Annotated in this window: 15 protein-coding genes; 2 read left to right on the top strand and 13 right to left on the bottom strand. The window is 70.4% G+C overall.

The genetic code is table 11. From position 1 onward, the window contains the following. Nucleotides 1–862 precede the first annotated feature (862 nt). The 6 genes from ElP_RS02530 to ElP_RS02505 all read right to left on the bottom strand — a co-directional run bounded on the left by ElP_RS02530 (nucleotide 863) and on the right by ElP_RS02505 (nucleotide 6,083). Nucleotides 863–2,305: a Mov34/MPN/PAD-1 family protein gene (locus tag ElP_RS02530; RefSeq protein WP_197446664.1), complete on the bottom strand. Its 1,443-nt coding sequence runs from the start codon at nucleotides 2,303–2,305 to the stop codon at nucleotides 863–865. 86 nt (nucleotides 2,306–2,391) lie between these two features. Next, complete coding sequence (locus tag ElP_RS02525) at nucleotides 2,392–3,576, bottom strand: HesA/MoeB/ThiF family protein (protein ID WP_145266943.1); 1,185 nt, start codon at nucleotides 3,574–3,576, stop codon at nucleotides 2,392–2,394. Nucleotides 3,577–3,601: 25 nt separating this feature from the next. Further along, entirely contained in the window at nucleotides 3,602–3,988 is a 387-nt protein-coding gene (locus ElP_RS02520; protein WP_145266941.1) for a hypothetical protein, read from the bottom strand. A gap of 55 nt (nucleotides 3,989–4,043) precedes the next feature. Further along, the gene (locus ElP_RS02515) at nucleotides 4,044–4,709 is read right to left on the bottom strand and encodes a ubiquitin-conjugating enzyme E2 (RefSeq protein ID WP_231749424.1); all 666 of its coding nucleotides are present in this window, start codon (nucleotides 4,707–4,709) and stop codon (nucleotides 4,044–4,046) included. Between the two features lie 82 nt (nucleotides 4,710–4,791). Continuing rightward, a complete protein-coding gene (locus ElP_RS02510) occupies nucleotides 4,792–5,085 on the bottom strand; it encodes an EsaB/YukD family protein (protein ID WP_145266939.1) in 294 nt (97 codons plus the stop codon). A gap of 161 nt (nucleotides 5,086–5,246) precedes the next feature. Then, nucleotides 5,247–6,083, bottom strand: a complete 837-nt coding sequence (locus tag ElP_RS02505; RefSeq protein WP_145266937.1) for an RING finger protein — start codon at nucleotides 6,081–6,083, stop codon at nucleotides 5,247–5,249. A 293-nt stretch (nucleotides 6,084–6,376) separates the two neighbouring features. Here ElP_RS02505 and ElP_RS02500 point away from each other — a divergent pair, with 293 nt between their 5' ends. Continuing rightward, entirely contained in the window at nucleotides 6,377–7,318 is a 942-nt protein-coding gene (locus tag ElP_RS02500; RefSeq protein WP_145266935.1) for a DMT family transporter, read from the top strand. Nucleotides 7,319–7,395: 77 nt separating this feature from the next. Further along, entirely contained in the window at nucleotides 7,396–8,814 is a 1,419-nt protein-coding gene (locus tag ElP_RS02495) for an L-serine ammonia-lyase (protein WP_145266933.1), read from the top strand. Nucleotides 8,815–8,860: 46 nt separating this feature from the next. On the opposite strand, the gene ElP_RS02490 is transcribed toward ElP_RS02495, so the two are convergent. The 7 genes from ElP_RS02490 to ElP_RS02460 all read right to left on the bottom strand — a co-directional run bounded on the left by ElP_RS02490 (nucleotide 8,861) and on the right by ElP_RS02460 (nucleotide 17,799). After that, a complete protein-coding gene (locus ElP_RS02490; RefSeq protein WP_145266931.1) occupies nucleotides 8,861–10,726 on the bottom strand; it encodes an RNA polymerase sigma factor in 1,866 nt (621 codons plus the stop codon). Between the two features lie 228 nt (nucleotides 10,727–10,954). Continuing rightward, nucleotides 10,955–12,580 carry a chaperonin GroEL gene (groL, locus tag ElP_RS02485; protein ID WP_145266929.1) on the bottom strand — a complete coding sequence of 542 codons (1,626 nt, stop codon included), beginning with the start codon at nucleotides 12,578–12,580 and terminating at the stop codon, nucleotides 10,955–10,957. Nucleotides 12,581–12,713: 133 nt separating this feature from the next. Further along, a complete protein-coding gene (gene groES, locus ElP_RS02480; protein WP_145266927.1) occupies nucleotides 12,714–13,007 on the bottom strand; it encodes a co-chaperone GroES in 294 nt (97 codons plus the stop codon). A 390-nt stretch (nucleotides 13,008–13,397) separates the two neighbouring features. Beyond that, on the bottom strand, nucleotides 13,398–14,141 hold the full coding sequence (locus ElP_RS02475; protein WP_145266925.1) for a Bax inhibitor-1/YccA family protein: 744 nt from the start codon (nucleotides 14,139–14,141) through the stop codon (nucleotides 13,398–13,400). A 109-nt stretch (nucleotides 14,142–14,250) separates the two neighbouring features. Continuing rightward, nucleotides 14,251–15,141, bottom strand: a complete 891-nt coding sequence (locus tag ElP_RS02470) for a S1 family peptidase (RefSeq protein ID WP_145266922.1) — start codon at nucleotides 15,139–15,141, stop codon at nucleotides 14,251–14,253. Next, complete coding sequence (locus tag ElP_RS02465) at nucleotides 15,108–16,895, bottom strand: hypothetical protein (protein WP_145266920.1); 1,788 nt, start codon at nucleotides 16,893–16,895, stop codon at nucleotides 15,108–15,110. The genes ElP_RS02470 and ElP_RS02465 overlap by 34 nt, the downstream gene beginning before the upstream one ends. A gap of 160 nt (nucleotides 16,896–17,055) precedes the next feature. Further along, a complete protein-coding gene (locus ElP_RS02460; RefSeq protein WP_145266918.1) occupies nucleotides 17,056–17,799 on the bottom strand; it encodes a peptidase in 744 nt (247 codons plus the stop codon). Nucleotides 17,800–17,944: the final 145 nt, after the last annotated feature.

The raw sequence follows: 17,944 nt of genomic DNA, 5'->3' as shown, positions 1-17,944 counted from the left end.
TTCGGGCCAATCCGACTATTGTGCAAGGTTTCCCCGATCGGGCTAGGGGGTAGTGCCGACCGGGCCTCGGCACCGGCCCGGCCCCCGGTCAATCCTCCTCGAACCCCGGTCGCGGGGGATGAGCCGCCGAGTCAGAGCGCGGAAGCACGATCGGGCCCGGATCCTCCGAGGGGGGCAGGGCGACGCCCTCGAGTCTCGACGTCAGCGGCTCCAGCTCGGGCGGATCGATCGACGAAGGGGGGAGGACTGGGTCGGGAGCCGACGCCGGCCTAGCCTGCCTCGCCGCGAGGAGCCCTCGATTGACAGCCTCCCAGCGGGCCAATTCCGCTTCGATCTTCTCAATCCGGGAGCGAAGTCGTGCCCTCTCGTCCGACAGGGCCTCGATCGCCCGCTCGGCCTGGGCGACGCCCTGATCGATGTACGCCCGGGAATCCGGCACCCCGACCTCGAACCCCGGGGCGGGATCGGCAACCAGGGGCGGGTCGGCCTGATCGACCGGGAACGGGGGAGGAGGAGGTCCGACGTCCCCTACGGAATCCCGGGGCGACGGGGAGGCCCCTGCATCGAGCGGGAACTCGCCGAAGGGGCTCTCGACGTGTGGGTCCGGGGCGAGGTCGAAGGGCGGGTCGTCCGGGAGCCCTTGCTGGGCCAGGGCGAGGGCCGCTCCCCCGATCCCGATCACCGTCGCGATCGCGAACAGCCGCGTCGTGGACATCCCGGCCTCCCCGGTCCCGGCCCGCCGCAGCGGGTTCCCCTGTTCGTGCCGCTCGACCGAGACGCGGCCCGGGTAGTCTACCCCGCCGACCGGGCCGGCATCCACCGCCAATTCGGCAAACCTTGCCGAGGGCGTCGGACTCCCCGCTCATTCGATCCGGTGCGGGGCATCAGGGGCGTGTCCCCGGCCCGGGGGAGGGGCGGGCCCGGGCTCGTGCACCGGGGTCGGCAGGGTCCGGGCGACCAGGGCCACCATCCCCAGGCCCAGCAAGACCGCGACGGCCCACCCGGCGACGGCCGAGTACCAGGCGATCGCGTACTTGCGGGGCAGGGCACCCGCACCCCCGGCCGCCGGTCTCGCGCCGCCCTCCAGGCCCGGGAATTCGAGTTGCTCCGCGAGCAGGGCATTTGCTGCTTTTAGCCGGGCGGCCTCCTCCTCGACCTCCTCCAGGCGGGCGAGGGCGCGACCCTGGGCCTCGAGGCGGCGACCGAGTTGGGAGAGCTGGCGATCCTTGGAGACCAGGTCGAGCCCGACCTGCTCGACCAGCGCCGCCTCGGCCACGGCGCGGTCGCGTTCGGCGTGGAGCCGGGTGTAGACGTCCAGGAACCGCTCGTCCGAGTCCCCGACGCGGACTTCGCCGAGCAGGGCGTCGAGAGCCTGCTCCTTGGCCCGGACACGCTCGGCGGCCTGCCCGACGTCGGCATCCTCATTCGCCCGGTAGAGTTCCGCCCGGAGGCCGGTCAGCGCCCGGGTCTGCTCCCGGACCTGTCCGGTGAGCGTGGCGATCCACAACGCCAGCGCCACCCCGAGGACCCCCACCACCATGCCCAACAGGCTGAAGACCGCGGCCGACTGGCCCCGGTCGACGGTCGAGGAGGCGGACTGCGGTCGATTCAGCATGGCGATCAGCTCCGCCTCGAGGCGGGGGGAAAGGGCCCCGAGCCCCCCCCCGGCCTCCGGATTGGGGACTCCCTCCAGCTCGTCCACCGTCCGGGCCAGCGCCATCCGGTGCTGCCTCGGGGCGACCACGTAATAGCCCTCGACCTGCCTCAGGTCCCCCGCCCGCCACTGGAAGAACCCCCGGGTCTGGCGGATCGGGTCGACGACATAGGCCACCTGCAACGGCTGGCCGAAGAAGTGCTGCTGGATGAAGACGTCGTGACCGGAGAGGAAGATGCCGAAGTTCGGGTGCGTGTGATACCAGCCGACGATATCCAGCTCGGGGTGCGACTGGTCGCGTTCCCGGGTGATCTCCCCCCAGGAGTCGTGCGTGTAGGTGAAGCTCGCCTGCGTGTTCTCGAAGTGCTTCGCCTCGATCGCCTCGGAGATCCAGACGAACGGCCTGCCCGTCTCCTCGTCGACGCACTCCCGGCCAAGGACGATGCCCCCGAGCTCGACCGTCGTGTCGCTCAGGGCGTGCCGCTCGATGGCGTCGACCGTCTGGCGGTCGATGAAGATCGCCAGGTCCTCCGGCCCCGGGGTGCCATACGCGAGGCAGGCGTAGCCCCGGTCCCGGTCGGGCCGTCGGAGCCGCTGCGGTTCCCGATAGGTGACCTCGTCGAACAGGATGTCGTCGCTCTCGCCGCTCACGTCGCCCCCGCCCGACCGAGTGTGGTTGCCGCCCGTCGTCGGGAGGACCAGGGATTGCAGCCCGCCCCCCCGCCGCGCCGGTCGACTCAGATCCCGGGGAGGGCCCGCCCCCGATCCCCCTCCAGCCTCAGGAACGCCGAGCCCCCGGCGCCGTCGGCGCGGACGATATCGTACGGCGGCACCCCCAACTCGGCCAGGGTCCGCCTCGACAGGCCGGTCCCCTCGTCCACGACCGAGACCAGCTCGGGGCGCCCGGCCTCGCCGGTCTCCGGGTCGGTCGCCTCGGCGAGGGTGACCCGGGTCCTCGGCCGAAGGATCTCCGACCGTCGGCCGAGTTGCGGCCAGTCGATCGCCGTCACCAGATCCCGGTCGAGGGCCAGCGACAGCGGGCCCGACAGGTGCTGATGTGCCACGTGGAACATTTGCTCGGCCGTGGCGTCGTTGCCCAGGTCGACCGGGATCGGCCCCGGATACGTCTCGTGGCTGAGGCAGTCCTCCTTGCGGGGGAGCTGCGTCGTGTAGAAGGTGTTCGAGACGCCGTTGAAGACGTGGAGGCAGCCGGACTGGACCGGCATCCCGTGGATCAACTTGAGCGCCTCCTGCACCTCCATCGCCGCCATCATCGAGGCGATCGTCGGCGCGGTGGGCACCTTGCCGGCCTGGATGTCCTCGCGGCGGAGCAGGGGGCAACTATATCGCAAGTTCAGGAGCTGATAATCCCGGCTCGTCATCCCGCACTCGTAGCAGGCGGAGTCCGGGGGGACGAAGACGCGGACGACCCCCTGGATCTCCTGGATCCCGGCGTCGACCCAGGGCGTGCCCACCTTCCAGCACTGGCGGTTGACCCAGAGCCGGGCCTCCCGATTGTCGAGGCAGCCGACGACCACGTCCATCTCGGCGAAGAGCCCGAGTCCGAGGTCGGTGAGCACGTCCCCATGGATCGGGATGATCGTGACGTCGGGGTTCAGCTCCTTCGCCCGGGCCGCCGCGACGAACGCCTTGGACTTCCCCCCGTCCTCTCGACGGAACAGCACCGATCGCGCGAGGTTCGACGGCTCGACCTCGTCCAGGTCGATGAGGACGATCGTGCCGACGCCCAGCAGCGCCAGGTTCTTCATCACCTCGTTGCCCAGGGCACCCGCGCCGACGACCAACACCTTCGCCGCCGCGAGTCGGTCCTGACGCCACCAGGAGATCAGGCGGAGCCGGCCGTAGCGGTCGTCGTCGTCGATCCGGAGGACATCGCTGTCCTCGTCGCGAAGAGAATCCATCGGGAACCCCGAGCGTATGCGTTGGTCATTGCGGCGCTGGGATGAAGCCCTCATCGCCACCGGAATGGGGAGGAATCCTTGGTTCCTGGACCGAGATCCACGGACGCAGGGCCGCCCGTCGATATCGCGCCTCCATCACGGTGCAACCCTCGGACGCCAGGCTGTAGGCCCGGTACCGCTCGATCGCCTCGTCAACGTGCCGACCCAGGATCTCTCTCAAGTAGGAATCGCCGAAGTGCGAGAGGTGCTGCGAAGCCGCGGACACATCACGATCGGCGACGAGCATCCCGGCATGGTTCCTGGCACGGTAGGCGGCAAACGTGTTGGCTCGCTCGAGATGGTCGCGGGCCCTCGACCAGTAGAGGAGCCCGCCCCAGAGCCCGAGGGCAGAGATGAGCACGAGGATCATCATTGACGAGAGGCGAAGCCGGGGTCGAATCACGGCGTTCCCCGAAGCCGGGCCGCGCTCAATCGATGAAGATCACGTCCGGCGGCGGCTCGGGCCGGGGGCCGGATTGCTCCCGGCGCGGGGGGAGCGAGACCTCGGCGTCGAACAGGATGATCGGCTCGTCGGGGGCGAGTGAGGCCGGTTCGATCGGCGTCGCGAGGGGGATCGGCTCGGGATCGGTCCGCCCCTTGGAGGCGCGGAGGTCCCGGAGCGGCCGGGGGTCCATCGGGAAGGCGAAGCTCGATTGGCTGGCGGCCCAGATCGCGGCGTCCCGGTTGTACGGGCTCCGGAGGTCGTAGTTGTGGAAGCGGGCCATGTCCCAGAGCATCTCGCAGAGTTCGTCGAGCTGGAGGCTGGGGACCCAGTGGGTGTTGTAGCCGCCGAGGCAGACCAGGCCGATCTCCGAGATGTTCGGGTGGTAGATCGGGCTGAGCCAGCGCAGCTCGGGCATCGTCCGGGGGTAGGAGGCCCCCAGCTTGACCTCGACCTGGTGGGTGTCCAGCGGGACGATCTTCCCGCGCTCCCGGGCCAGGCTTCGGCCGTGGAACTCGATCAGGTAACGCTGGGTCGGGTCGCCGGAGGCTCGGAAGCGGAAGATCGTGCTCTCCTCGCTCAGCCGCTCCATCGCCGATCGGTCGGAGCGGAGCCGGCGCGCCTGGGGCGAATCATAAGACTTGCGGAGCATCGCGCGTCGCCTCGGGCTTCGGGCGTCTCAGGAAAGGGAGGGCCGCGGCGGGCCGGCCCTGCTTCGGGTCTCGGGGGATGACTCAGCCCGCGACGACCTCGGGATAGACGATCAGGTGGTCGCCGTTCTGGACGCTCGCCTCGACCAGGGTCTGGGACTCCGCCAGGCGGCGGCCCCCCTCCTTGTGGTCGAGTGAGTAGCTCAGCGGCTGGCCGTCGGGCCCGGTGGTGGGCAGGTTCATCTTGGTGATGATGTTCGGCAGGATCCGGCTCACGGGCACGCTGTACGCGATCACGGCCTTGACCGACTTGGCCCCGGTCTGATCGAGGAACGTGACCTGGATCCCGCTGGCATCCGCATTACCGCCGTAGGACATGGCAAGGTACCTCCTCTAGCATCCGATTCGGGGCTCGGCCGCCATTATTGAGGCACCGGCGTTCCGAATCGGCCCCCGGCGGATTGGATCGGACACCACACATGACAAGGCTCCCAGCATACCCGGACGCTCGGCCGACGGGGAAGGGCCCGCGTTGCCATTCATGACGGCACGCACCGCTTCCCCTGGCAGCCGTAGATCGAGCAGGCCCCCACGAAGCTCCAGCAGTCCCGGTGGTGCGGCGTGCGGCAGGAGGCGCAGAGGACCCGGTCCTCGTCGGGGCCGATCGCCTCGTTGCAGACCTTGCAGGTCGCCGGGCCGGCCTCCAGGGGGTCGGACGCCGGCTCGTCGACGATCGAGATCCCCTCGGCCATCCGGGCGGCGACGCTGAGCCGGAGCAGGTCGTGCAGGGCCAGCGCCTCCCGGACGGCGGCGTCCAGCGAGGCGACGCTCTGCCCCAGGTTCCGGTCGATCTGCACGAGTAGCCGCTCCGGGCTGACCGACACCAGCATCCCCGCCGGGGGCGCCAGCTTCCGGAGCCCCTCGATCGCCGACCGGGCGGCTTGCGTGTCGATCAGCTCCCGGGCGATCTCCGGGTCATTGGCCCGGACGACGTATTGCCGGTCGAAGACCGGGTCGCCCAGCCGGACGAGGCGGGTCCCCCTGGGGGTCTGCTTGGGGGAGGGGCGCTGGACCGGGAAGAGTTCCAGGCGGAAGGGCAGGCCGGTGCCGAAACGGGCGACCACCCGGGTCCGGGGGACCGACGGCTGCCCCGCCACCACCGGCGCCAGGCCGACCCGGACGCTCGACCCGTGATGGCCGAAGCTCACCGTGGGCGGGTCGACCAGCCCCCGGTGCTCGTACCGCCCCCGGTACCGGCTCGCCAGCGCCCGGTAGGCCCGATACCTCGCCCCCGACAGCCCCGAGCCGATCGCCGAGATCAGCCGGACGGCGGCGTAGAGGATCAGGACGATGATCCCGACGACGAGCAAATCCATCGACGGCCACCTCCTCGAACCGGCACGCCCCCAATCGCTCCACTGTACGACCCCATTCGGGGAGAGGGCAACGGGGGGAGGGGATCTCCTGTGGAGTCGCGAAGACGCAGCGTGAAGGCGTCGAGGGTGGACGGGGGATGGCGATGACCTCGGGATGATCCTCTGCAACGTCACTCCCGGATCCGCTCCGCGCCCCTGGGGCACCGCCTTGAGATCCCCTCCCCGGAATAGAACCAGGAACCGTGCTCCGCTAGGATGGCTCCCGCGGAGCCCCGTTCCCGGACCCTCCCCAGGTGATTCGCCCCGTGCCCCCCGAATCTTCGACCCCGGCCGACCGGGCCTCAGGCCGGCGCTGCATCGTCGCCGCGGCGGTGCTCTGGAGCCTCAGCGGCGTGATCACCAAGGCGCTGACCGGCCTGGATGGCGGCTCCATCGCCTTCTACCGCGGCCTATTCGCCGGGCTGGCGTTGCTGCCGCTGGTCCGTCCGAGGAACCGAACGTTCCGGCCGTCGATGTTGCCGCTGATGATCGGCTTCGGGGCGATGACGGGGCTCTACATCGGGGCGATCAAGGCGACGACCGCCGCCAACGCCATCTTCCTCCAGTACAGCGCCCCGTTCTGGGCCGTGCCGCTGAGCCTGCTGATCCTCCGGGAACGCCCCGACCGCCGGTCGCTCTGGGGAATCGCCGTGGCGGTCGTCGGGATCGCCCTCATCGTGATCCTCGGCGGGGGAGGGGGGCCGAACGACCCGCTCGGGATCGCGATGGGCCTGGGCAGCGGCCTGATGTTTGCGGTCGTCGGCGTGGGGCTTCGGAGTTTCCGGGGGCTCGACCCGATGTGGCTCAGCTCGGTCAACAACCTCGGCGGGGCCATCGTGCTGGGGGCCTGGCTGCTCGCCTCCTCCGGGTCGATCCCGATCCCGACGGCCCCGCAGGCCGGGATCCTCTTCGGCTTCGGCGTGATCCAGATGGCGATCCCCTACGTCCTGTTCGCCCGGGGGCTCCGGCACGTGCCCGCGCCCGAGGCGAGCCTGATCGCCCTGATCGAGCCCATCCTGAATCCGATCTGGGTGATTCTCTTCATCCGGGAGTTCCCCGACTGGCCGACCTGGGTCGGCGGCTCGTTCCTGCTGGCGGGCGTCGCGCTAAGGTACGTCCCAATTGGTCGACGCCGATTGGTCCCCGTCCCCTCGCCGGGGGCCGAGGAAACCGGCGTCCCGGCCCCGCCCGCCTGACAGGCCAGGGGGGCGGGACGGCCCTTGCCTCGAATCGACGACGCCCCGGCCGAGTCCCTCGTACTCCGAGGTCCCCGATGTCGAACGATCCCCGACCGATCGAACCGCCCGCCCCCTACTTCGGCGTCTTCGACCTCTTCAAGATCGGCATCGGCCCGTCCAGCTCGCACTCGGTCGGCCCGATGAAGGCCGCAGGGGCCTTCCTGGGTGAGCTGGCCGGGAGGAGGCTGCTCCCGGCCGTCGACCGGGTTCAGGTCGACTTGTACGGCTCACTCGCCCTGACCGGCCTCGGCCACGGCACGGACACAGCCGTGCTCATGGGCCTGCTCGGCGAGCGGCCCGACCTCATCGACCCGGACTCGATCCCGACCCGGTTGGCCGAGATCCGCGAGTCCGGGAGGATCCGGCTCGACGGCTCGCATGAGATCGCCTTCCGAGAGGAAACGGACCTCGTTTTCAACCGCCGGATCGTCCTCGACGCCCACCCCAACGGCATCCGCTTCCGGGCCTATCACGGGCGCGACGCCGAGGACCCGATCCACGACTCGACCTACTTTTCCATCGGCGGTGGCTTCATCGTCCGGCAGGGGGAGGAGTACCGTTCCGACTCGGCCGACCAGCCCGAGGTGCCGTACCCGTTCGCCTCGGGCCGCGACCTGCTGGAACTGACCGACCGCCGCGGCTGCTCGATCAGCGACCTCGCCCTGGAGAACGAGCGGGCCTTCCGACCCGACACCGAGACGAGCGCCGGGCTCCGGCGGATCTGGGAGGCGATGCAGGAGTGCGTCTCCCGGGGGTGCCGGGCCGAGGGCATCCTGCCGGGCGGCCTGGGGATCGAGCGGAGGGCGCCGGGGCTCCTCCGAGTCCTTCGGGATCGCGCCGAAGAATCCCTGAGGGATCCGATGGCGATCCTCGACTGGGTCGACCTCTACGCCCTGGCCGTGAACGAGGAGAACGCCGCCGGGGGCCGTGTGGTCACGGCCCCGACCAACGGTGCCGCCGGCATCATCCCGGCGGTCCTGCACTACTTCGTCCGCTTCTGCCCCGAGTCCACCCCCGGGAAGGTCGAGCGCTTCCTGCTGACGGCCGCCGCGATCGGCTCGCTGTACAAGCGAAACGCCTCGATCTCCGGCGCCGAGGTCGGCTGCCAGGGGGAGGTCGGCGTCGCCTGCTCGATGGCCGCCGGGGCGTTGACCGAGGTACTCGGCGGCAATCCCCGCCAGGTCGAGGAGGCGGCCGAGATCGGCATGGAGCACAACCTCGGCCTGACCTGTGACCCGATCAAGGGCCTGGTCCAGGTCCCCTGCATCGAGCGGAACGCCATGGGGGCCGTCAAGGCGATTAACGCCAGCCGCCTCGCCCTCCGGGGAGACGGCCAGCACTTCGTCTCCCTCGACCGCGTCATCCGGGTCATGAAACGAACCGGAGCCGACATGTCCTCCCGCTACAAGGAGACGTCCGAGGGCGGCCTGGCCGTGAACATCAGCGAGTGCTGATCAAGGGCGCGATCCCGAGGGAATCCCCGGAACTCGGGCCGGCGACTCACTGGAAGCCGCCTCCCATGCCGCCCATACCGCCACTCATTCCGCCGCCCATGCCAAACCTCAACCCTCCCGCTCCATAATTGATGGGGGGACCTACTTCGACGCCGAGCCGGGCGAAGAGCGACTGGATCCGCAAGGCAAACGGGTAGACGCGCTGCTGGCCGGGCCTGTTGACCAGCATGCCCATTTGGATGACTGGATCGTCCGGAAATTGAGCAGAGAATTGTGCGACGCACTGCGTCGCAAGCATTTGCGCCGACTCACCCTCGGGGCCGACCAAGGCGACATCCAGGGCGAGCAGGTCCTTGAGTTCCGATCGAAGCCGCTCCAACTCGGAGGCGGCCTTGTCGGGATCCCCTGCGAATTCAGCGAGGCGGGCTTCGAGCTTCTTCCGGGTCTGGTTGAGCAACCGTCCGATCTCGGTCGGCGTCCCCTCGCCGGAATCGACACCCTTGAGTCGTTCCCAGGCGTCGATGGTTGATTCGATCTCGACCGCCTCGGACGCCTTCTCGACGAACAGCCTTTCGACCTCCTCGATCGTCGGTTCAAGCAGGCCGGCAATATCGGCACGTGTTGGCTCAACCGCATTCTCGGCGAGGGCGTCCTCGCCTTGGACTGCGGGCTTCTCGATGTCGGTAGCGACCGGTTTCTCTACCCCCGCTGATTCTTGGGGAAGGTCTTGCGCCGTGGCCCCTAGGACCTCGGTCAGCGGGGCAGTCGAGCCGGCGGAAGCCACGGGCTTCGGGAGGCCCATCGGATTTCCGGTGAGCTGCTCGCGGAGGGCCGAGATCTGCTCGGTGAGCTGACTGACCTGCTGTCGCAACTGTTCGAGCTGGTCCTCTTGATTCGCATGCAGCAACGTGAGTCGCTTCGTCTCGGGGTCATCGAGGGGGGAAAGTTCCAAGTTGGGGTATTCCAGGGGCTCATCCGGTCGATCGGCAGTCGACTGTTGGGTCAGGGGAGTGGTCGCTATTCGGGCTTCGACCCGAGGGTCGACCTCAGACTCGCCGGGGATGCCCCAGGCAATCCCCAGGACGAGCGTACCGGCGATCGCGGTCATCCCGATGGACAGGGGGAGCATCAGGGAGACTCCGTGTTGGAGGGAGAGAACGGTCGGAGGGATCGCCCCGGCGGCGATCGCCCCGGCCGTCGCGAGGGAGGCGAGGCGGCTCGTGGTCGCTTCCAGGGCATGGGGGACGGCGGCCATCGCCTCGCGTCGGAGGCCGTCGAGGGCGGCGGCGATCGAGAGGCCGACCCCACGGCGTTCCAGGCGGTCGCGGAGCAGTCTGCGGCCCCGGGAGAGCCGGGTGCGGACGGTGCCGACCGGCCAACCGAGGTCGCCCGCGGCCTGGTCGTGCGTCCGTGATTCGAGGTGGCAGAGGACGAGGGGGGCCCGGTAGCACTCCGGGAGCCGGGCGATCTCGTCGAGCAGGGTCCGGATGAGGTCGGCCCGCTCGGCGAGGTCATCAGGGGAGGCGAGGGCGACCGGCTCCGGGGCCGGGACCCCGGCGAGGCGGAGGCGATCGGCCCGGCACCGGGCCCGGAGGGCGATCCGGCGGGAGACGGCGAACAGCCAGGGGGCGAGCGATCCCCGGAGGCGGATCGAGCCCGACCGGCGGACCAGCTCAAGCCAGGTCGCCTGGAAGGCGTCGTCGGCCGAGGAAGAATCCCCGGAGAAGCGCCGGCAGACGGCCAGGACCATCGAGCCGTGGCGATCGAGCAGGGCCGAGAAGGCCCCCTCGGCGCCGGGGCCGCGCTGGACGAAGCGATCGAGCAATTCGGCATCGCTCGCCCCCGCAGCCGTCCCCGACTCGAACAACATGCGGAGCGGCCCGGCGATCGCCCCGTTCCCGGATCCGGACATGGCAAGGCCCCCTCGGCGGTCGACTCGACGTGGTCGCCTACCCCTATGATCCCGGACGGGGGCCGATCAATTCACCTTTTTCCGGGATTTGATTTCGGGGGGACCGGGGGCCGGGGGCCGGAAACGACGACGGCCGGCGGGAGGGCCCGCCGGCCGTTGAAGGATCGGGAGTGTCAGGGACGTCGCCGTCCGCCGGGACGAGGATCGGCCCGGCGGACGGCCGGCCGATCAATACATGTCGTCGTCCATGCCGCCGCCGGCCGGGGCGCCCTCGCCGTCCTTGGGCAGGTCGGCGATCAGGGCGTCGGAGGTGAGCAGCAGGGTGGCCACGCTGGCGGCGTTCTGCAGGGCCGACCGGGTGACCTTGGTCGGGTCGATGATGCCGGCCTTGACCAGGTCGGTGTACTCGTCGTTCAGGGCGTCGTAGCCGTCGTTGCCCTTGAGGTCGAGCACCTTGGAGACGACCACGCCGCCGTCCTGGCCGGCGTTGTCGGCGATCTGGGCGATCGGCGCGGTGCAGGCCCGGACGATGATGTCGTAGCCGGTCTTCTCGTCGTGCGAGAGGTTACCGGGCTTGGCCGAGCGGGAGGCCCGCAGCAGGGCGACGCCGCCGCCGGGGAGGATGCCCTCCTCCAGGGCCGCCCGGGTGGCGTGCAGGGCGTCCTCGACCCGGGCCTTCTTCTCCTTCATCTCCGACTCGGTCGCGGCGCCGACGTTGACCTTGGCCACGCCGCCGGAGAGCTTGGCCAGCCTCTCCTCCAGCTTCTCGCGGTCGTAGTCGCTCTTGGTGTCGGCGATCTCGCGGCGGATGGCCTCGATGCGGCCCTGGATCGCGTCGGAGGTGCCGGCCCCCTCGATGATCGTCGTGTTGTCCTTGTCGACGATCACCTTCTTCGCCTGGCCGAGGTCGGTCAGGGCGACGTTCTCCAGCTCGATGCCCAGCGCCTCGAAGATCGGCTTGCCGCCGGTCAGGGTGGCGATGTCCTCGAGCATGGCCTTGCGGCGGTCGCCGTAGCCGGGGGCCTTCACGGCGGCGCAGCGGAAGGTGCCGCGGAGCTTGTTGATGACGAGGGTGGCCAGGGCCTCGCCCTCGAGGTCCTCGGCGATGATCAGCAGCGGCTTGCCGGTCTGCGCCACCTTCTCCAGGACCGGGACGAGGTCCTTCACCGAGCTGATCTTCTTCTCGAAGATCAGGACGTAGGCGTCCTCCAGGACGGCCTCCATCGCCTGCGGGTTGGTGACGAAGTAGGGGGAGAGGTACCCGCGGTCGAACTGCATGCCCTCGACCCACTCGACCTCGGTCTTGAGGCTCTTGCCCTCCTCGACCGTGATCACGCCGTCCTTGCCGACCTTCTCGGTGGCCTCGGCGATCATCCGGCCGACTTCGCGGTCGAAGTTCGAGGCGACGGTGGCGACCTGCTCGGTCTCCTTGGTGGTGGAGACCTTGGTGCTCATCGCCTTGAGCTCGGCGACGATGTCCTCGACGGCCTTGTCCATCCCGCGCTTCATGAGCATCGGGTTGACGCCGGCGACGACGCCGCGGAGCCCCTCGTTGTAGATCGCCTCGGCGAGGATGGTGGCGGTGGTGGTGCCGTCGCCGGCGACGTCGTTGGTCTTGGAGGCGACCTCCTTGACCATCTTCGCGCCCATGTCCTCGTACTTGTCCTCCAGCTCGATCTCCTTGGCGACGGTGACGCCGTCCTTGGTGACCGTGGGGGAGCCGAAGGACTTCTGGATGATGACGTTGCGGCCCTTGGGCCCGAGCGTCACCTTGACGGCCCGGGCGAGCTTGGAAACGCCGCGCTGCATCGCGGTGCGGGCTTCCTGATCGAAGGCGATCATCTTCGCGGCCATGAACGGTGCTCTCCTGGCGAAGATCGGGTTCGGTACGTGGGTGGTCCGTCGACGGGGTGGGGTTGGATCGGTGCGGCGGGGCCGTCGGGCGGGTCGCCCCGCGACGGCCCCCGGGGCGATCGGGCGGCGGGGATCAGCCCTCGACGACGGCGAGGATGTCATCCTCGCGCATCAGGAGGACCTTCTGGTCGCCGTCGAGCTTGAACTCGTCGCCGGCGTAGCTGGTGAAGATGACCGTGTCGCCGACCTTGACGGTCAGCGGCTTCTTGGTGCCGTCCTTGGAGGTGGTGCCGTCGCCGACGGCGACGACCTTGCCCTTCTGCGGCTTGTCCTTGGCCGTGTCCGGCAGCACGATGCCGCCGGCGGTCGTCGCCTGGGCCTCTTCCCGATCGACCACCACGCGATTGCCCAGCGGCTGGATGTTCATCGCGACCTGCTCTCCTCGCGGCTCGGCCTGCTCCCGAGCCTCGCACGCGTCGTTGGTTGACCCGTCGGGGCCGCCGGCCGACCGTCCCCCTTGGACGTCGCCCGCCCCGATCGTCGGCCAGCGGCTAAGGCAAGCGGCGTGCCGCGCCAATCACGACCACGCATCCCCCTTTCGGCATAATGGTTTGCGATTTCCGGTCCGGGAGGGCCGCGGGGCGATTCCTGCCGAACCCAGCAGGGAGCCCCCCGGCGGCTGCCATCTTGGCAGGCCAAAACGGGAGGGTGCCAGATGCCCTGGAATGGGAGACGCCCGCCCTCGCCAGGGAGGCGAGGGCGGGCGTCGAGCAGAATCGGACTCGGTGGAGACGGGGCGATCGTCCGTCCGACTGGGTCAGTCCCGGCTCTGGAGCTGGGCGAGCAACCGCAGGATGCTGATATAGAGCCAGACCAGGGTGACGAGCAGGCCGAAGGCGCCGTACCACTCCATCGCCTTCGGGGCACCGGCCTGGGAGCCCCGCTCGATGAAGTCGAAGTCGAGCAGCAGGTTGAAGGCGGCGATGCCGACGACCACCACGCTGAAGCCGATCCCCCAGGGGGAGGCGTCGTGGACCAGCGGCATGGAGATGCCGAAGAACGAAAGCACGAAGCTCAGCATGTAGACGAGGAAGACCGCGCCCGTGGCGGCGACGATCCCCATGCGGAGCTTTTCCGTGACGGGGATGATCCGCGAGGTGTAGAGCGCGAGCATCACGAACAGCACGGCGAAGGTCAGGGCCATCGCGTTGAAGGCGATGCCCGGATACATGGTGTTGAACCAGAAGGAGATGCCGCCCAGGAACGCTCCCTCGGCCGCGGCGTAGACCGGCGTGGTGTACGGGGCCAGTTTGGTCACGAAGGCGGTCAGCAGGGCCAGGACGAGGCCGACGATGGCCCCGCCGATCGTCCACATCTGGACGGCCTGCAGCCCGCCCTTCTCGCCCAGGCCCCACACCCAGGCGGCGGCGGCCGTGAGGATGGCGAGGGCGAGGAAGCACTTCGAGGCCGTGCCGCGCACGGTCATCGTGTTGGTGCGGGTGGCCTCGCGGGCCCAGTCATTGAAGATCGTGTCCGAGAAGACCGGATTGGACGTCTCCACCGTGATCAGCCTCCGAGTCGTTGGGGAGAGAGCGAGCGGGAGGGCCCGGCCCGGTCGTCGGGCGGGCCCGTCAGCAGGTATTGTGGTCGGGTCGGCTCAAAGCAGCAATTCAATTCGCGTCGGGGGAGCCCCGGTCGATCCGGTCGAGCACGCGGAGAATGCTCTTGCCCGAGGCGAACAGGCCGATGGCGGCCGACTCCCCCCGGGCGTCCTTGACCTCGATCCGGCCGACGCAAAGCCCGAGCAGCCGGCCGTCCTCGGAGAAGAGGCCGCCGCCGGATCGGCCCTGGATCGGGGCGTGCTCGGTGATCAGGAACAGCCGACGCTCCCGGCCGTCCATCGCCGTGTCCCGGATCCCGCCCTCGACCCGGAAGGGGGAGGGGGGGGCGGCCGAGGTCCCGGCGTCGGCGCGGTCGACCTTGTTCCGGGAGAGCAGGGCGGTGCCCCGGATCCTGGAGTCCCAGGCGTTCAGGTCGCTCGCCTGGTCGATGCCGACGGAGGTCACCGACGAGCCGCTCGGCGGCGTCCGGCCCAGGTCCGGGTCGAGCGCGGCGACGTAGGGCAACTTCGCCAGCCCCTGAACCAGCAGCACGGCCACGTCGGCGTCGGCGTCGGTCGCCACGACCCGGGCGGGGTAGACCTTCGGCCAGACCCCGCCGAGCTTGCGGCCCTCGATGCCGAGGTTGTAACGATGCAGCTCGATGGCCGGGTCGCCGGGGCCGTCGATCACGTGCGCGGCGGTCAGCACCAGGGCGCGGCCCCCATTCGAGCCGATGATCGTGCCGCTGCCCCGCGAGTTGCCGTTGCGGATCAGGACCGTCGGCCGGATCGTCACGTCGTCCAGCGGCCCCGGCAGGTCGGCCGGGTCGGTCGTCCCGGGCGCGATCCTCCGGGAACCCGGCTCCTGGGCCCCGACCAGGGCGGGCAGGATCGCCACCACCAGCACGAACGCGGCGAAGGGGGCGATCAGGTCCCGGGTCGGTCGTCGCCAATCGACCATGCGTCGGCTCCTCGGGGTCGACTCGTCGAATCGGATCGCTCCATTCTAGGGCGCAGTCGGTCCGAAGGCGAAAAGGGAGGTGGAGGCGATCGGCCCCGGAGGCGGGCCGGGAGGGGGCCCGCCCCGGCGCCGGGACGGCGGTAGACCCGGACGGACCCCGACTCGAAGCCCGGCCCCGAACCGGCCCACGAGGCGGTGATGGCGTCGAGTCCGGGGGCGTCCCCCCAGCAGAGGACGACGTCGATCGCGTCACCGTGCGAACGGAGCAGGCCGGCCCAGGCCTCGGCCCGGTCGTCGGCGTCCTCGGGGTCGTCGAGCAGCGCGATCCGCTCGAAGGCGAGCGAGGGGGGGGCGTCGACCCCGGGTCGGAGTTGCACGGGGAAGTAGTAGTGCCTCGTCTCGTAGTTGCTCCAGATCACGTTGCCCGTGCCGACGCCCAGCAGGCTATCGGCGTGCAGCAGCGGGTTCGCGCGATACCGGCCCCGGATGTCGACCAGCAGGGTGCCGACCCGGTTCCCCCGACCGACCTCGGGGGTCGAGGCCAGCAGGGCCCCGGCCCGGCGGCCCGACTCGGCCGCGTAGTCCCAGACGAAGGCGGTTTGCAAGGCGAGCGCGAGGGCGATCAGGCCGGACGCCACCCGGCCGGGGCGGGTCCTCGGGTCCAGCTCCAGCGCCGGGACGAGGCAGGCCAGGCCGACGAGGGCGACCCGCTGGGCGAGGAAATAGCCGTGGTCGTCGCCGAAGCCGTCCGGACCGACCGCCGCCCCGACCAGCAGCAGCGTCGAGAGGACCAGCCAGGGCCGCCGATCCCTCCCGGCCGTGGGTCGCCCCCCGAGCACCGTCCCCCCGACCGAGACGGCCAGGCCGAGGCCGAGCCAGAGGCTCGGCGAGAGGGCGAGGCACCAGGGGCCGTCCCACCCGGATCGGAGGGGGAACAGGTCGCGTCGTCCCAGGGCGACGGGGTCGATCCAGGAGAGGCGGCGGGCCCAGAGGCTCGGGGAGAGGATCGGGCCGGATTGCTCCCAGGACGGCTCGAAGGCCCCCCCCTCGGCGGTCAGGGATCGGTACAGGAGGGCCATCGGGATCATCGGCAGGCAGGCGACGGCCGTCCAGCCGACCCGACGTCGCCGATCGCCCCCCGGGGAGCAGACGGACAGCACGACCAGCGCACCGGCCGTCAGCCCGAGGCTGACGAGGTGGCCCAGGTAGCCGAGCACCAGCATCAGCCCGATGGCCGCCGAGCGAGGCGGCCCGAGGCGGTCCCGCCAGCCCCACCAGAGCCCGAGGGTGAGGACCAGCAGCGTCGCGCCGATCAGGAAGTTCGAGAAGCCCATCAACCAGGGCATGTTGATCGCCAGCAGGGCCGACAGCACGGCGGCCCCCGGGAAGCCGAGTCGCCCCGCCACCCGCCATCGGAGCCAGGCGATCGTCAGGGCGAAGCCGACCAGGGAGATCGTGGTCATCGCCCGATCGGCCGGGCGCGGGGGGAGCAGGGCGAGCAGGCCCATCAGCCCGAGGTGGCCGCCGAGGTTGGGGAGGGGCCGCCACCGGGGCTCGTAGACGGCGGCGAAGGGGGAGTCGGCTCCGAGGCGGAGGGATTCGAGCAGGATGTGGGCGTTGTAGGCGTGCGCCGGGCCGTCCTGCGTAACGAAGCCGGGGACGATCCACGGGGCCGAGGCCGCCGGCAGCAGGGCGAGCAGCAGGACGACGAGCCCGGCTCGGGCCGAGCCCGGCTCATTGGATCCGTCCGACATCGGCGTGGTGCTCCGTCCGCGACGTGGGTCGACCGAGCCGAAGGGCTCGACCATTCCCCGATCCCCCGGGGATCGAGCGGCCCGACCCGCGCCGCCCCGGTGCGGTGCGGTGCATCCCGGAGCGATCCTGCGGCGGGGGTCGGCCGGGGCGAGGCCGGCATCAGGGGTCGTCGGGCGGGGGGTTGAAGTCGATCTCGGGGACTTCCTGCACGGCCTTGCGGAGCGCGGCCTCCCACTGGCTGTGGATGGCCATCAGGTCGGCATCCTTGCCGTTGAAGCGGCGGTACCGGCTGACCCGGAGTTCCCCGGCGGCGTAGACGAGCAGGTCGATCGGCGGCCCGACGGTGACGTTGGAGCGCATGGTGGAGTCGATCGAGATCAGGGCGTAGCGCGAGGCGTCCTCCAGCGTGGTGCGGTCGAACCGGATGCCCCGGTCCAGGATCGGGCGGCCGTACTTGCACTCGCCGATCTGGAGGAAGGGGGAGTCGTCGCTGGCGCAGAGGGGGTTGCCCTGGGGGTAGATCAGGTAGAGTTCGTGCGGCTGGCCGCGGATCTGGCCGCCGAGGATGAGGTGGACGTTGAAGCGGTAGTCGTCGCGTTCCAGGGCCTCGCGGTCGAGCAGCGCGACGCGTCGCACTTGCTCGCCGACGGCCCGGGCGGCGTCGTAGAAGGTCTCGGCGGCGGCCAGTCCGCGGCCCTCCCGGAACTCGCGGTCGAGCAGGGTGACGATCGACTGGGTGCAGGAGAGGCTGCCGCTGGCCAGCAGGACGAAGACGCGCTCCCCCTCGGCCTCGAAGGTGTGCATCTTGCGGGCGACGTTGACCTGATCGAAGCCGGCGTTGGTCCGGCTGTCGGAGGCCATCACCAGGCCGTCCCTCGTCTTGATCCCCAGGCAATACGTCATCGACCGGCCCCTCGCGCCTCCGCCCGGCCGGCACCCTCCCGAGGCCCGGCCGCCTGCCGGGAATCATCGCACACGCCGGGGCCGCCGGCAAGGGGCCCGGACCCCTTGACAGAGCAAATGTTCAACCGTAAATTGCCAGCATGGC

It is taken from the genome of Tautonia plasticadhaerens (assembly GCF_007752535.1).
GTDB classification, from domain to species: domain Bacteria; phylum Planctomycetota; class Planctomycetia; order Isosphaerales; family Isosphaeraceae; genus Tautonia; species Tautonia plasticadhaerens.
This window is presented reverse-complemented; position numbering and strand designations above follow the sequence as displayed.